14 protein-coding genes, 1 tRNA gene and 3 pseudogenes are annotated in these 15088 nt (G+C 61.0%); 9 read left to right on the forward strand and 9 right to left on the reverse strand.

The annotated features are described in order from the left end of the window. From AC1DU9_RS16260 to AC1DU9_RS16270, 3 genes and pseudogenes are all read left to right on the forward strand, one after another. Nucleotides 1-170, forward strand: a pseudogene (locus AC1DU9_RS16260) (dolichol-phosphate mannosyltransferase); the annotation flags it as partial. Then, the gene (locus AC1DU9_RS16265) at nucleotides 167-445 is read left to right on the forward strand and encodes a lipid-A-disaccharide synthase N-terminal domain-containing protein (RefSeq protein ID WP_223463786.1); all 279 of its coding nucleotides are present in this window, start codon (nucleotides 167-169) and stop codon (nucleotides 443-445) included. The pseudogene AC1DU9_RS16260 and the gene AC1DU9_RS16265, both read left to right, overlap by 4 nt. 2 nt (nucleotides 446-447) lie before the next feature. Further along, complete coding sequence (locus AC1DU9_RS16270; protein WP_457266350.1) at nucleotides 448-1998, forward strand: ArnT family glycosyltransferase; 1551 nt, start codon at nucleotides 448-450, stop codon at nucleotides 1996-1998. Between the two features lie 54 nt (nucleotides 1999-2052). Here AC1DU9_RS16270 and ahr read toward each other — a convergent pair whose 3' ends face one another. The 3 genes from ahr to AC1DU9_RS16285 all read right to left on the reverse strand — a co-directional run bounded on the left by ahr (nucleotide 2053) and on the right by AC1DU9_RS16285 (nucleotide 4778). Continuing rightward, nucleotides 2053-3084, reverse strand: coding sequence for an NADPH-dependent aldehyde reductase Ahr (ahr, locus tag AC1DU9_RS16275; RefSeq protein WP_457266349.1), 1032 nt, complete (start codon nucleotides 3082-3084; stop codon nucleotides 2053-2055). Nucleotides 3085-3219: 135 nt separating this feature from the next. Further along, nucleotides 3220-4101, reverse strand: coding sequence for an NmrA family NAD(P)-binding protein (locus AC1DU9_RS16280; RefSeq protein WP_477810477.1), 882 nt, complete (start codon nucleotides 4099-4101; stop codon nucleotides 3220-3222). A gap of 35 nt (nucleotides 4102-4136) precedes the next feature. Next, a complete protein-coding gene (locus tag AC1DU9_RS16285) occupies nucleotides 4137-4778 on the reverse strand; it encodes an HD domain-containing protein (protein ID WP_477810478.1) in 642 nt (213 codons plus the stop codon). A gap of 120 nt (nucleotides 4779-4898) precedes the next feature. Between AC1DU9_RS16285 and AC1DU9_RS16290 the strand changes: the two genes are divergently transcribed. Continuing rightward, nucleotides 4899-5921, forward strand: a complete 1023-nt coding sequence (locus AC1DU9_RS16290) for a GlxA family transcriptional regulator (protein WP_223463791.1) — start codon at nucleotides 4899-4901, stop codon at nucleotides 5919-5921. Between the two features lie 68 nt (nucleotides 5922-5989). Here the strand turns inward: AC1DU9_RS16290 and AC1DU9_RS16295 are convergent, their stop codons facing one another. Continuing rightward, nucleotides 5990-6757 carry a metallophosphoesterase gene (locus tag AC1DU9_RS16295; protein WP_477810479.1) on the reverse strand — a complete coding sequence of 256 codons (768 nt, stop codon included), beginning with the start codon at nucleotides 6755-6757 and terminating at the stop codon, nucleotides 5990-5992. 556 nt (nucleotides 6758-7313) lie between these two features. Here AC1DU9_RS16295 and AC1DU9_RS16300 point away from each other — a divergent pair. Then, nucleotides 7314-7662 (forward strand): annotated as a pseudogene (locus AC1DU9_RS16300) (DUF6124 family protein). 169 nt (nucleotides 7663-7831) lie between these two features. Here the strand turns inward: AC1DU9_RS16300 and AC1DU9_RS16305 are convergent. The 3 genes and pseudogenes from AC1DU9_RS16305 to AC1DU9_RS16315 form a co-directional block, all read right to left on the reverse strand. Continuing rightward, nucleotides 7832-7975 (reverse strand): annotated as a pseudogene (locus AC1DU9_RS16305) (helix-turn-helix transcriptional regulator); the annotation flags it as partial. 158 nt (nucleotides 7976-8133) lie between these two features. After that, on the reverse strand, nucleotides 8134-8529 hold the full coding sequence (locus tag AC1DU9_RS16310) for a VOC family protein (protein ID WP_223463770.1): 396 nt from the start codon (nucleotides 8527-8529) through the stop codon (nucleotides 8134-8136). Nucleotides 8530-8604: 75 nt separating this feature from the next. Further along, a complete protein-coding gene (locus AC1DU9_RS16315) occupies nucleotides 8605-9834 on the reverse strand; it encodes an MFS transporter (protein ID WP_317851141.1) in 1230 nt (409 codons plus the stop codon). A gap of 133 nt (nucleotides 9835-9967) precedes the next feature. Between AC1DU9_RS16315 and AC1DU9_RS16320 the strand changes: the two genes are divergently transcribed. From AC1DU9_RS16320 to AC1DU9_RS16330, 3 genes are all read left to right on the forward strand, one after another. Then, nucleotides 9968-10741, forward strand: a complete 774-nt coding sequence (locus AC1DU9_RS16320; RefSeq protein WP_223463769.1) for an AraC family transcriptional regulator — start codon at nucleotides 9968-9970, stop codon at nucleotides 10739-10741. A gap of 144 nt (nucleotides 10742-10885) precedes the next feature. Further along, on the forward strand, nucleotides 10886-11266 hold the full coding sequence (locus tag AC1DU9_RS16325; protein WP_008021538.1) for a RidA family protein: 381 nt from the start codon (nucleotides 10886-10888) through the stop codon (nucleotides 11264-11266). Nucleotides 11267-11530: 264 nt separating this feature from the next. After that, entirely contained in the window at nucleotides 11531-13519 is a 1989-nt protein-coding gene (locus AC1DU9_RS16330) for a peptidase U32 family protein (protein WP_223463768.1), read from the forward strand. A 41-nt stretch (nucleotides 13520-13560) separates the two neighbouring features. Here AC1DU9_RS16330 and AC1DU9_RS16335 read toward each other — a convergent pair whose 3' ends face one another. Beyond that, nucleotides 13561-14142 (reverse strand): hypothetical protein, encoded by a 582-nt coding sequence (locus tag AC1DU9_RS16335; protein WP_223463767.1) that lies wholly within the window; start codon nucleotides 14140-14142, stop codon nucleotides 13561-13563. Between the two features lie 114 nt (nucleotides 14143-14256). After that, nucleotides 14257-14685 carry a hypothetical protein gene (locus tag AC1DU9_RS16340; RefSeq protein WP_223463766.1) on the reverse strand — a complete coding sequence of 143 codons (429 nt, stop codon included), beginning with the start codon at nucleotides 14683-14685 and terminating at the stop codon, nucleotides 14257-14259. A gap of 321 nt (nucleotides 14686-15006) precedes the next feature. Between AC1DU9_RS16340 and AC1DU9_RS16345 the strand changes: the two genes are divergently transcribed. Next, nucleotides 15007-15081, forward strand: a tRNA-Gln gene (locus AC1DU9_RS16345). The last annotated feature ends 7 nt before the right edge of the window (nucleotides 15082-15088 follow it).

Here is a 15088-nt window from a genome sequence, read left to right on the forward strand (position 1 = left end):
ATCGTGCACCCGGTATCGTGCACCCGGTCAACCACCGGCCGCGCACGGCCGGGGTGTCGAAATACGGCAACATCGACCGCGCCCTGGTGGGCATTCTCGATTTGTTCGGAGTCTGGTGGCTGATCAAGCGCACGCGGCTGAACACCATTGCCCAGGAGATCGAAGGATGATGTTGTCTCGTGAAACCTTGTGGCTAGTGGTCGGCTTTGCGGGGCAGGTGGCCTTTACCGGGCGGTTTGTCCTGCAGTGGCTGTACAGCGAATACAAGAAACGCAGCGTGATCCCGACCAACTTCTGGTACCTGAGCATCGTCGGCAGCACCTTGTTGCTCGCCTACGCCATTTATCGCCAGGACCCGGTGTTCATCGCCGGCCAGGCCTTTGGCTCCATCGTCTATTTTCGCAACCTGCAATTGATTGCCAAAAGCAGAAGCGTGAAGGAATAACCATGCGTAGATCACTGTCGCCCAGGGTCGAATGCCTGGGCCTGATGCTGCTTGCCCTGCTGTTGATCGGCGCGGGGCTGGGGTTGCGCCAGGCACAGAATGTGGATGAGGAGCGTTTCCTCGGCGTCGCACTGGAGATGCTGCAAAACGGCTCGTGGCTGATCCCGCACCGGGCCGCCGAGATCTACGGCGACAAGCCGCCGATTTTCATGTGGACGGTGGCGTTCTTCACCTGGCTGACCGGCAAGCCGAACATCGCCCTTTATATCCCGGGGCTGTTTTCGGCCGTGACGGTCACGGCGATGGTCTATGACCTGGGTCGTCGCTTATGGACCCAGCGCACCGGGCGCAACGCCGCGCTGTTGTACCTGGCGACGTACCAGACCTACAGCATCCTGCGCACCGGCCAGATCGACAGCTTGTTGATTCTGTTCACCTCCCTGGGCCTCTACGGTCTGGCGCGGCACCTGTTGCTCGGCCCTGCGTGGCGCTGGTTCTACGCGGGCTGCGCGGCCATGGGCATTGGCGTGATCACCAAGGGCGTGGGTTTCCTGCCGGCGCTGTTGCTGATTCCGTACGCCTATGCGGTGCGTAAAGACTGGCACGGTGTGGTGGCCATGCCCGGCGAGGCGCGCAAGTGGTTGCTGGGGTTGGTGGTGATGCTGGCAGCGATTGCGATCTGGCTGTTGCCATTGGCCTTGTCCATCATCGTCAATGGCAGCGCTGACGAAATTGCCTATGCGCGGGAGATCCTCCTGCACCAGACCGCGGGCCGTTATGCCGCCGCGTGGCATCACCGCGAACCGTTCTGGTACTTCTTCACCAATGTGATTCCGCAGTACTGGCTACCGCTGGTGCTGGTGCTGCCATGGCTGGTCCCCGCCTGGCGCAGGCAGTTGCAAAAACGTGATGGCCGGGTCCTGGTAGTGCTCGGTTGGGTGGTATTGGTGGTGCTGTTTTTCTGCATCAGCAGCGGCAAACGCAAGCTGTACATCTACCCGGCGCTGCCTGGGCTGGTACTGGTTGCCGCACCGTTGATCCCGTGGCTGCTCAAGCGCTGGTTCAAAAGGCACCCGCGTTTGCGTCGGGTGTTCCCGGCGCTGGTGGCGACCTGGTTCGTGCTGTGGTTCGCCCGTGGTTTCATCGAACCGCTCAAGGAAGGCACCAACATTGATCAGGTGCTCATGGCGCAGGCTGCGACCATGACCCAAGGCGCCGATCTGGTGCTGGTCAACTGGGAGGAAGGGCACTGGTTGTTCGCCCGTCAGCCGATCGTGCATTTTGGCATGGACTACTCCTCCATCGAGAAGGCTGCGCAGTACCTGCGCGAACACCCCAAGGCCTACGCTCTGGTGCCGGATGACGTACTGAACCAGTGCTTCAAACCCGAAGCGGCCCGTGAACTGGGCGAAAACTCCCGGGCGAACTGGTCGATCGTGGGGGCGGATGCCGACAACGGCAAATGCCTGCCGCAAGAGGCTGGCAAAGCCTATCGGTTTACCTGGAGCGACCCGCATATGCCAGCGCTACCGGCGCAGGTGGCCAATCCCTGAGAGCAAAAAAAGGGCCGTTTGAATAAACGGCCCTTTCTCTTCGTTCGTCGCCTGTCACTGACTGGCATCCAGCACCACGCGGTAGCGCGCCTTGCCACTGCGCAAATGATCGATGGCTTCGTTGATCCGGCTCATGGGAAACATCTCGACCTGCGGCAGGATCTGATGGCGGGCGCAGAACTCCAGCATCATCGCGGTGTTGGCCGGTGAGCCGACCGGTGAGGCGGACAAGACTTTTTGCTGGGGAATCAGGTTGAACACGTGCACCGGGATGGCGTCGGGCACGACGCCGACAAAGTGCAGGCGACCCTTGCCGCGCAAGGTGGCGAGCATGGCCGTCCAGTCGAGGTTGGCGTTGGCGGTGACCAGGAGAAAATCCAGGGTACCGGCAATGGCATTGAGCGCATCGGTGTCGGTCGAGGCGACCACCTTGTGCGCACCCAGGCGCCTGGCTTCGTCCTGCTTGCTCAGCGATGAGGTGAACGCCGTGACTTCGCAGCCCCAGGCGTTGAGGAAGCGCAGCGCCAGGTGACCGAGGCCGCCAATGCCCACTACGCCAACCCGGTCAGTGGGCTTGATGCCGAATTCCACCAGCGGGTTGAACACGGTCGAACCGGCACAGAACAACGGCCCGGCCATCGCCGGGTCGAGCCCGGCCGGGATCGGCAGGGCCCAGGCCCAGTGCGCGCGAATGCGGTCGGCAAAGCCGCCGTTGCTGCCGATGATGGTCGGTTGCACGGTGCGACACAGGTTATGCGAGCCTTCGATGCACGACGTGCAATGCATGCAGCTGCCCTTGTACCAACCGATGCCCACTCGTTGGCCCAGTTCCAGGCCGCGAACCTGGTCGCCCACCCGCACGATACGGCCGACCACCTCGTGACCGGGAATAAAGGGGTAGCTGCTGATGCCCCAGTCGTTGTCGATCAACGACTGGTCGGAGTGGCAGACGCCGCAATATTCCACGGCGACTTCCACCTCATCGCTTCCCAGCGGGCCGGGATCGTAGCTGAAGGGTTCCAGTGGCGCGCCCGCTGCCGTGGCGGCCCAGCCGGTAAAGGTGGTGAGTTCGCTGCTGTCGCTCATGGGATACCTCCAGATCAGAAGTCAGGGGTTTGAGCCGCTGGAGTGCAGCGGCGGAGCGAGGAAAGTGTAGCGGGTTGCCGGCGTTGCATCGGGCGCGAGCGTTGATGCTTGAACACCCGACGCATACACCCACTGTCACTGTTCGAACAATTGGCGATTGGCCCCTACGAAGTCAGCCACCGTTTGCGGCGCTTGACCGGTTACTTGCCCGATCACGCCGTCCACTCCGGAAAAGATCCCGTTCTGGTAATCGACGGCCACCGCCAGGAAGTGCTGGATGACAAATTCCGGCAGATCGTAGGTCTGCAGGTGCTGGCGATACTCGTCCAGCGTCGACGGACTGTAGGTGATGGTGCGGCCGACGATGGCGCTGATTTGCTCGGCAATTTGCTGATGGCTCAATTCGACGGGACCGTACAGCGGGTAGGTCTTGCCGATATGGCCGGAAGGCTGGGTCAGTAGCCTGGCGATCAGGCGGGCCTGATCTTCGGCGGCAATCGGTGCGTGCCGCCCGTTACCGTACGGCAGCGTTATCTTGTTTTCCTTGACGATCTGATCCAGCACCCACGGAAAAATCAGCCATTCGGAAAAGAACGTCGGGCGAATGTGCACCACCGGCACGCCCGACCAGTCGAGTACGCGTTCGGCGATCCAGTGGTCGCGGGCGGCATGGCTCAGAGAGTCTTCGCGGGCGGAAATCTGCGACATCTCCACCACCACCTCGACGCCTGCGCGCCGTGCGGCATCGGCAAAGTAGGCAGTCGCCTGAATGTAGCCGGGACGAACCGGGTAACACAGGTACGCGCCGGTCACGCCCTCCATGGCGCGCAGGATGTCGTCGTGCTCGAGCAGGTCGCCAACGAAAATTTCGGYGCCCTCGCTTTGCAAGGCGGCACTGCGCTCGTCCAGATGATGCACGAAGGCCCGCACCGCATGGCCTTCATTGAGCAAATGACGGACGGTGTAGACGCCGGTTTTACCGGTTGCTCCAGTGATGAGGTATTTGCGTGGCTGCATGATGGGTTCTCTCTCTGTAATAAACGGGAAGTGGATCAGCTGTCGAAGGGTGCGTTGTCGATCAGGTCGCAGACATTCGGGCAATCGAAGCCATGGACATGGCGGCGCCCGACATCGGCGAGCCCGGTGCCAATGGCCGTATGGGGTTTGTTCCTGGCCACTCCGGCAATGGCCTGGGTAAAGGCCGCTTTCATGCCGATGCGGGGGTAGAGCGCGAGCGTGTCGTCGACCAGCGACGGGGTGATTTCATCCAGGTGCAGGCCCATGACATCGACGTGGGCGCCCATATGGATCAGGGCGATTTCCGGCTGTTTGCGGTCGGCGATGCCGGCGCTGGAGTGCAGGGCAATCGCATCCCAGACCTGTTCAGCTTTCGCCTGCGCATAACCGTTCGCCAGGAGAAAACGACGGGCGGCATCGGCGCCATCGACTTCAAAGCGCTGGTCGGCGGCAAACTCGGGCGTCAGCCCCAGATCGTGCAGCAGTGCGGCGAGGTAGACCGCTTCCCGGTCGTACTGAAAACCCCGGCGCTGGCCGAGGAATTCGGCAAACCACCATGTCCGGTGCACATGATGCAAAAGCGCCCTGGAGTGGACGCGCTCCACGAGCGATGCGGCTCTGCGGGCTAGCTCGGAGTCTGGAGCGCTGAAGCCGCCGATGCTAATGGGTGTATTCATGTTGCCTCCCGGGAATGAACTTGGCTTGCCATTCACTCTAGGGATGCGCGGTGTGGCGCAATTGACTATTTACGGATGATTTGTGCCAATATTGACGTCTTGAACGAGCAGGAGCCCGCCGTGATGAACAAGACGAAACCTGGCCATTCATTGAGGGGCCGCATGCCAAAACGCGTGGTGATTCTGGGGTTGCCACCCGTCGACGGGCTCGACGTCATCGGCCCGGCCGAGGTGTTTTCCCTGGCGAACACTCTGCACGACGGAGCCTTCGCGCCCTATGTGCTTGAACTGGTCTGCGCGGGCGTCGACCCGCAAATGGCCAGCAGCACCGGCATCGGGCTCATGGCGCACACGACCCTCGAGCACGAGCGGCATGCCGACAAGGCAATTGACACGCTGATCGTGGCGACAGGCTGGCAAGCAATCGATCAGCTGGACGGGGCGGCCATCGAATGGATTCGCACGAGGTCCGAAAGCGTGCGACGGGTGTGCTCGATCTGTGTCGGCGCGTTTGCCTTGGCGGACGCAGGGCTGCTGGACGGGCGCCGGGCGACGACTCACTGGCGCATGGCACGCGATCTTGCCGAGCGTTATCCCAAGGTGCAGGTCGATCCGAATCCGATCTGGATCAAGGACGACAACGTCTATACCTCGGCCGGTATCTCGGCGGGCATCGACCTTGCCTTGGCGCTGGTCAGCGAAGACCTGGGGGATGACGTTGCGCTGGACATCGCGAAAAACCTGGTGTTGTTCCTGCGCCGTCCCGGTGGGCAGGCGCAGTTCAGTGTCGCCCTGCAATCGCAGCAGGTGCCCGGTTCAAATCTGGATGAACTGTGCCACTGGATCAGTGAGCACCTGAGTTCACAGCTGACCGTGGAAATCCTCGCAGACCGCTTCGCTACCAGCGTCAGAACCTTGATCCGGATCTTTCAGCGCGAGTTGCAGACCACCCCGGCCAAATACGTTGAAGACGTTCGGCTGGAAGCCGCGTGCCGGGAGCTCGAACTGGGTGGGCGGTCGATGGAGGAGGTCGCACGCCGATGCGGTTATCACAGCATTGACGTACTGAGGAAGGTTTTCGTCCGGCGCCTTGGCGTGAGTCCCAGGGAGTACGCGCAACGTTTCGCGCCAGACGTGGGGTAGGGGCGCCCGAGGCTTTCGGAGAATGTCGAACTGTTCGATGCGCTGGAGCTGTTGATCTGAGCGTTACCTCAGAACTCCAGATCGATCACCAAGGCCTCATCGAAATCAGGATTTTCATTGATGCCATTTTTGGCATAGCCCCGGGGGTTGCAGACCACGCGGGTATTGCCCACCCGATAATCGAAGCTGCCATGGGTGTGGCCATGCAGCCACAGTGCCGGCTGCCAGTCTTTGATCCGCGCTTCGAGGTCCGAGACAAAGCTTGAGTTGATCGGCGAACCGGCAAAGGTCGGGCTGATGCTCGACCGCGTCGGGGCGAAATGCGAGACCACCACCGTGGGTGTGCTGCTGTCGCGGGTGAAGCAGTCTTCCAGCCAGGCGACCGTCTGCAGAAACACCAGTTGGGAAATGGCCGGCGTGAACGGGTCAGGGAAATCGGGGGCGATCTTGATGTGGCTGAAGTCACGGATCAGGTGGGTCGCCAGATCGATGCCCAGCGCCCGATCCTCCGGGCTATCGAGCAGACGATAGTCAGACCACAGCGTGCAACCGAGAAAGCGCACGCCGTCTTGGACGTACTCCGAACGTTCCAGAATGTGGATCTGTGTACCTTGCGCCAGGCTGTTCATCTGCTCGTAGGTGGAGACCAGGTCACTGCCATAAAACTCGTGATTGCCCGCCACATACAACAGAGGAACCGGGCACGCGCTGGCCCACTCGATGGCCTTGGCCGGCCGGGCGATGTCCCCGGCGAGCACGACAATATCGGCATCCACGGCGGGAAAGGGGATCGTGTTGACGGACAGGTGCATGTCGGACAGCAAGGCGATGCGCATGGATCAACTCCGGCGTGTCTTGAAGGGCGGGTCATTCAAGTTACGCGTTGTTAACCCGTTGTCACAAGCCTACCGGGCACCGGGTGTTGCACAAAAAGTTGCGCCACACCGCAATACAAATGTGGGAGCGAGCTTGCTCGCGATAGCGGCATGACAAGATTTCAACGCTGGCAGGTCGCTTGAATCCAGTCATTCAGCATGGTTTAAACATGCGTGTTTAATCGCTGTCAGCGTTACTTCATGAAAGCTACAACACCTTGCGTCGTTGCCTGCAGGTGCGCCAGAATCCGCCGGCTTGTGCGCCTTGGGGCTGGGTTTTATCGTTGGCCGGTCACTGGAAAGCAACAGTGATCGGGTTTGGTAGCCCGGCTATGTGAGGTGCAAAGCGTCATCATCTGCAGCGTTTTTCTACTCTGCATTATGGTGGCCATGCACAGGGTGCCTTCGGGCGCGCCGGTCTCCTTGCATCCCGGTCTACCAACCTGCGTATGGCCACCACCCTACGTTTGGTAGCTTGAGAGTGATGGCTCCTTTTTACGATGCGAGGAGTTTCACTATGTTCAAAGTCACACCCGATCCCCCCGGACACTGATCCGGCATCTCCGTGCGAAAGTCTTGATTCAAACAAACTCAACGAGGCCGCCGAGCGCGCGCTCAACCCCGGCACCCACATCATGGCGACGCCGCGCAAGCCCAGCACGATGTTCATCGTCAATCCTGGGCTCAACACTGAAACCCTGCTGGTGCACGCCTGTGAATCGCTGGCCTCAGCCAACGTCATGGCCAACGATCTGGTGGATCATCTGGAGGGGACGAGCCGCAATGCACTGCTGGGGATTGCGCAGGTKATCATGTTGGGGGGACTGGCGGTGAACCGGGCGCTGGATCGGCTTGATCCGCCCTGACCACAACCTCCAGATCACCGACAGACCTGTGGGAGCGAGCTTGCTCGCGATGGCGGTGTGTCAGACACATGGATGTTKAATGTATGGCCGTCATCGCGAGCAAGCTCGCTCCCACAGGGATACGCGTATACCAACGGGTATCAGGCTTGCAGCCTGAGGCCGGGCGCCTTTCGTAGACAAACAACACGAAGTGATCGACCGGGCAGATTTGCCGGATCCAGTGGCTCAACCCCGACAGCCGCGCATGCCCGGCAGGCAGGTCGAGCAGGTGGGCGACTCCGGTGGTCCAGCGTTTCAGTTCCTTGGGGCGCATGGCGGCTACAGGCAGCGGAAGATGGCCTTTGGAGGCACAAAGTACGCCATGGCAGGTGGCCCCGTGTGGAACGGGGTGGCGGACGGCAAGGCGTTTAAAAGACGCACCGCACTGGGGCCGGGTGTTACCGAGTGCTACAGGGCGGGTAGCAGAAATGATCAGGCGGTTGAGTGGTGCTGGACGATCTGGATGAGATTGCCGCAGGTGTCGTCCAGTACCGCGAGGGTGACCGGTCCCATCACTGTCGGCGGACGGGTGAATTGAACGCCGGCGGCGCTGAGCCGGGCATATTCGGCTTGCACGTCTTCGACGCCGAAAAACGTGCAGGGTATGCCGTCCTGCTTGATCGCGCTCTGGTACGTTTTTGCTGCGGTGTGGGCATTGGGCTCCAGCAGCAACTCGACGCCATCGGGATCGCCGGGGGATGTCAGCGTCAGCCAGCGATGTTCGCCCATGGGGATATCGTGCTTGAGTTCAAAACCGAGCACATCCCGGTAGAAGGCAAGCGCCTTGGCCTGATCATCGACAAACACGCTGGTGACTACGATTTTCATGGGCTGATCCTCCTGATGGCTGGGCCGCAAACCTGGAGGGTGCTCTCCTTTTCAGCAGAACACCCCATTGGCCATTCACGCACCCGACGGGCGTTGTCTGGTAGACGGCAACAGTATGGTCAGAATTCCCAAAAGCGGCAGGAACGAACACAGCGTGTAGACGTACTCGATGCCATGGATATCCGCCAGATGCCCCAGCAGCGCGGCGCCAATGCCGCCAAAACCGAACATCAGGCCGAAGAACACCCCGGCGATCATGCCGACGTTGCCGGGCACCAGTTCCTGGGCGAAGACCACGATGGCCGAGAACGCCGAGGCGAGGATGAAGCCGATGATCATGCTCAACACGCCCGTCCAGAACAGGTCGACGTAGGGCAGGGCGAGGGTGAAGGGCGCGGCGCCGAGGATCGAGAACCAGATCACCTGCTTGCGGCCGATCCGGTCGCCGATCGGGCCGCCAAAGAACGTGCCTGCCGCGACGGCACCGAGGAACAGGAACAGGTACAGCTGCGAACTGGCCACCGACAGGTCGAATTTCTCGATCAGGTAGAAGGTGAAGTAACTGGTGAAGCTGGCCATGTAGAAGTATTTGGAGAACACCAGCAGCGCCAGCACCACCAGGGCGAAGGTCACTCGCCGCTTGGACAGGCCGTGGGTGGCCTTGCTGCCTTGCTTGAGCTTGAACAGGCTCAGGTGATTGCGGTACCAGCGGCTCAGGCCGTACTGCACGAGGATGGCGAACACCGCGAACAGGCCGAACCAGGCGACGTTGCCCTGGCCGTAGGGAATGATGATCGCGGCGGCCAGCAATGGGCCGAAGGCGCTGCCGGCGTTGCCACCGACCTGGAAGGTTGACTGTGCCAGGCCGTAGCGACCACCCGAGGCCAGCCGTGCTACCCGTGAGGTTTCAGGGTGAAAGGTCGACGAACCGACGCCCACCAGCGCCGAGGCCACCAGAATGGCCGGGAAGCTGCCGACCATCGACAGCATCAGAATACCGATCAGGGTGCAGACCATGCCGGCCGGCAACAGCCACGGCTTGGGGTGACGGTCGGTGTAGAAACCGATCCAGGGTTGCAGCAGTGAAGCGGTGAGCTGGAAGGTCAGGGTGATCAGGCCGACCTGGGTGAAACTCAGGCCATAGGTGGTCTTGAGCATCGGGTAGATCGACGGCAGCACGGCCTGGATCAAGTCGTTGATCAGGTGCGCCAGGGCGCAAGCGCCGATGACGCGCATGACCAGCGGGCTGGCCTGGCTTGCAACCGAGACGGTGGGCGAGGGTGAGCTGAGGGTAGTGGTCGACATAGGCGAGTTTCCGGATAAAAACGCGAACTGCGCAGGCAAGGCGCAGCCTATTTCAGGGTTCGGCGTTATCCTATGGGCCCTGAAGGCGCCCGTCTCGCGCAACTCGGGCATGGGCTATCGTAAAAAGGGCATCATGATCAAACCATTGCAGGCATTTCTTGCGGAGATCGACCAGGGCGGCTGGAGAGTTCGCAGCAGTGCGACCGACTACCCGGAAAACTGGATCATCGCGCCGCACTCCCATGAAAAGCATCAACTGATCTATGCCATCGAAGGCGTGATGGTGGTGCACACGGCAACGAGCCAATGGACGGTGCCACCGAGCCGCGGCATCTGGATGCCGAGCGCAGAAGTGCACTCGATTCGTTGTGTGGGGCCGATCAAGATGCGCAGCGTGTTCGTGCACCCCGACGTGAACCTGGATCTGCCCACTGAAACCCGGGCCGTGAGTGTGTCCGCATTGTTGAGTGAGCTGATCAAGGTCTCGGTCGATTTCGATTTCAACTGCGATCCGGACTCGCGGGAAGCCCGGGTGCTGCGGCTGATTCTGGATGAACTGACGATCCTGCCGACCTTGCCGTTGAACCTGCCGCAGCCCACCGATCCGCGGATCAACCTGATCTGCACCGCGTTGCAGCGCAATCCCGGGGATGGCTCGACGTTGTCGGACTGGAGCGCGCGGTTGAGCCTCGATGCAAAAACCATCCAGCGACGGTTGCGCAAGGAAACCGGCATGACCTTCGGCCAATGGCGCCAGCAAGCGCGACTGCTGCTGGCGCTGGAGCGGATCGCCGTCGGCGAGAAGATCATCGACATTGCCGGAGAGCTGGGATACGACAGCCCGAGCGCGTTCACGACCATGTTCAAGAAGCAATTCGGCAAGACGCCGAGTGATTTTTTCAAGTGATGGACGCTTAACCCCACGCCAGTACCGCCAGGCCACCGGCCACGAGCAGCCGTCCGGCCTGGATTAGCGACGCGCCAGGGATCGCCCTGTAAACTGGCCGCGCAAAAGGCGCTCGCCTTACCCTTTCAAGCAAGAGAACCTGCAATGGCAAACCACGACCTGACCTTTACCCCCGATCCCGATGCCGATTCGATTTCCTCCGACGTCGTCGGTTTCGGCGGTGTGCTGGTCTCCACCCAGATCCCGACCCGCGCCGACGGCAGCCTGGAGCTGGGCGACATCACCCTGCAAAGCGAATGCACCCTGCAAGCGCTGAAGGTCGCGCTGGAGCGTGCCGGCAGTTCCATGGACCGCGTGATGCACCTGACCATCTACCTCACCGACATGGCCGACCGCGCCGCGTTCAACGAGGTCTACAAGCGCTACTTCGCCAAGCCATGGCCGGTGCGCGCCGCTGTCGGGGTTGCCTCGTTGGCGGTGGAAGGCATGCGCGTGGAAGTGACCGCGATGGCGGCCAAGGCCTGACCGCAGCGACACAAAAACCCGGGGCATGGGCTGAATTTGTGGCCGACGCCGATCAAAATGTGGGAGCGAGCTTGCTCGCGATGGCGGCGTGTCAGTCGACATCAATTCTGGATGTCCTGCCGCTATCGCGAGCAAGCTCGCTCCCACAGGGGTTGAGGCACGCCAGGCTTGCCCGAAACGCCACCCGACAGCATACGGGTGCCGGTCCGGCGTTTCGCCGCTACAATGCACGCCTCGACCGTGACAAGCCCGACTAAAAAAACTATGTCTTTGCCCAAACATCACCTGGAATTGCTCAGCCCTGCCCGCGATGTGAGCATCGCCCGCGAGGCCATCCTGCATGGTGCCGATGCCGTGTACATCGGTGGCCCGAGCTTCGGCGCCCGCCACAACGCCTGCAACGAAGTGAGCGATATCGCCCAATTGGTGGAATTCGCCCGTCGTTACCACGCCCGGGTGTTCACCACCATCAACACGATCCTGCACGACAACGAACTGGAGCCGGCCCGCCAGCTGATCCACCAGTTGTACGACGCCGGCGTCGATGCGCTGATCGTCCAGGACCTGGGGGTGATGGAGCTGGACATCCCGCCGATCGAACTGCACGCCAGTACCCAGACTGACATCCGCACCCTGGAGCGGGCGAAGTTCCTCGATCAGGCCGGTTTCTCGCAACTGGTGTTGGCCCGCGAGCTGAATCTCCAGGAGATCCGCGCCATCGCCGACGAAACCGACGCGGCCATCGAGTTCTTTATCCATGGCGCGTTGTGCGTGGCGTTTTCCGGTCAGTGCAATATTTCCCACGCCCAGACCGGGCGTAGCGCCAACCGTGGCGACTGCTCGCAAGCCTGCCGTCTGCCGTACACCCTCAAGGACGAAAAGGGTGGCGTGATCGCCTACGAAAAGCACCTGCTGTCGATGAAGGACAACAACCAGAGCGCCAACATCCGCGCCCTGGTCGAGGCCGGCGTGCGTTCGTTCAAGATCGAGGGCCGCTACAAGGACATGGGCTATGTGAAAAACATCACTGCCTACTACCGCCAGCGCCTCGACGCCGTGCTCGAAGACCGTCCGGACCTGGCCCGCGCCTCCAGCGGCCGCACCGCGCACTTCTTCCTGCCCGACCCGGAAAAAACCTTCCACCGTGGCAGCACCGATTACTTCGTCACTGACCGCAAGATCGATATCGGCGCCTTTGACTCGCCGACCTTCACCGGTCTGCCAGTGGGCGTGGTCGAGAAAGTCGCCAAGCGTGACATGCAGGTCGTGACGCACGAGCCGCTGTCCAACGGCGACGGCCTCAACGTGCTGGTCAAGCGTGAAGTGGTGGGTTTTCGCGCCAACATCGCCGAACCCAAAGGCGAATTCGAGGAGGACGGCGAGAAGCGTTATCGCTATCGCGTCGAGCCCAATGAGATGCCGGAGGGGATGTACAAGCTGCGCCCCAACCATCCGCTGAATCGCAATCTTGATCACAACTGGCAACAGGCGCTGCAAAAGACCTCCGCCGAGCGTCGCATCGCCCTGAGCTGGGTCGCTCGCCTGCGTGAAGACCAGCTGGAGTTGACCGCTACCAGCGAAGAAGGCATCAGCGCCAGCGTCACCCTGGATGGCCCGTTCGGCGCCGCCAACAAGCCGGAGCAGGCGCTGGAGCAATTGCAGGATCTGCTCGGCCAACTGGGCACCACGCAGTACCACGCCATCGACATCAAGCTGGACGCGCCGCAGGCGTACTTCATTCCGAACTCGCAGCTCAAGGCCTTGCGCCGTGAAGTGATTGAAGCCCTGACCGAAGCGCGGATCGCCGCCCACCCGCGTGGCAGCCGTAAAGCCGAAACCAGCCCGCCGCCGGTGTACCCGGAGTCGCACCTGTCGTTCCTGGCCAACGTCTACAACCAGAAAGCTCGCGACTTTTATCACCGTCATGGCGTCAAGCTGATCGACGCGGCCTACGAGGCCCACGAGGAAACCGGCGAAGTGCCGGTGATGATCACCAAGCACTGCCTGCGTTTCTCCTTCAACCTGTGCCCGAAACAGGCCAAGGGCGTGACTGGCGTGCGCACCAAGGTTGCACCGATGCAACTGATCCACGGCGACGAAGTACTGACGCTGAAGTTCGACTGCAAGCCTTGTGAAATGCACATCATCGGCAAGATGAAGGGCCACATCCTCAACCTGCCGCAACCGGGCAGCGTGGTCGGTCACATCAGCCCCGAAGACCTGCTCAAGACCATCCCGCGCGCGCCGCACTGAGTGACAGGTGAGTGCGCCGCAACGGCGCGCTCACCAGTTGTTCAATACCCTGCGTATTTGAAGTAAACGAATGCCACGGCAGCGGCGAGACCAAACGCTGCCAGGGCTTTTGTTTGTGCGGTTGCCTGAAATTCGCCCGACCCTTGCTCATGGGGTTGCGAGTATGCGATAGCGTCATGGCGGCGCTGCAGAATGGCCAGACAGGTGTAGCCCAATCCTATCAGCAGCGAAACAGCCATCAGGCCGAGGATCAGCCATCGTATTGTTGCCGGCTTTCTAGCGGCCGATACTCTCATCTCCTGTTCACAGACCGCGCTCTCGAACTCCAGGACAGAAATGGGCTGGTAAGCCGTTGTGGGCCGCTGTGCATCACTGTGTATCGCTGCCATTTGTTCCAGGTCCAGTGCCTGATACTTCCAGAGCGTCATCGATCCTTCCCGGCAGTAGGTGAACGCAGCGGGGCTCGAAGCGCCGATGATGCACGCGTCGTCGATACCGATGTTTTTCAGGGTCTCCATCGCAGACCGTGTGAAGTCCATTTCGAGGACAGGAATGACGCCGTTGGCAGACACCGCGACCGACACCAGCAGACTCGCGATGGCACAGAGGGTTGATATTTTCAAGGTCGAGACCCCCTCGTTTTTTACAGGATCTTTGTTATAAACGCGGGGTCTGGTTGCAACCTGCTTTTGCTGAAGTCTAGACGCTGGCGACAATTCTGGAGCTGGCGGTCGACACTATTCGCAGGTTTCGGCGACGGCTTTTTCAGCTCGTTTGTATTCCTGTTTGATGTCGGTGGGGATGCGCTGCTTTTTCATTTCCTGACCGAGGAAGGGTTGCTCGCCCTTGGACTGGACCTCTGCATCCTCGGCCGTTATCTGCGCCTCGATGGCAGCAGCATGCTTGTCGATGACGGCATCGACCTCGGCTGCATTTTTGGCGGTATCGAGCGCTAAAACCAACTGGCCGGCCTCGGCTTTTTCAGCTTCGGCATAGGCTTCGACCGTCAACCCGGAGGCCAAGGCCCGCGTCTGGGTTTCCAGCCGATTGAGATGCTCCCGGGCGGCCTTGCAGACCGCTTCCTGTCGCTGGCTCTGGATGTGTTCCCAGGTGTTCAACCCATAGATCGCGGCCCCGACCACCAGTAGGGTTGCAGCGGGAGTCATTAATTTGCCTTTCACATTGGCGCCCTCAGATGGCAAGGGGAAGGGTGTTGCGCAAACGATTCCCGATTCCATTCGAGTAAGGAAAAGCGTAGCAGACCTGGTCGGGCTGAACCTGTGTCGACCACTCGCCAAGATGCGGTTCAACACTAAGCGTCTGTTTTAAAAAACAAATTGTTTTATTGGGGCTTCCCAAACGAGACAAAGGTTGGTAAATTTGCGCCCACTCTTGCACAGGCCCTCAGAGAGCCTCTCGCGCAAGCAGGCAACAGCTCTTGTTGCCACTCAAGAAAGCGAGTGCCAGGCACTCATCGCAACAGATACAGGGGCGTCGCCAAGCGGTAAGGCAGCAGGTTTTGATCCTGCCATGCGTTGGTTCGAATCCAGCCGCCCCTGCCATTTTCTT

This window comes from Pseudomonas sp. P4_C1 (assembly GCF_056402155.1).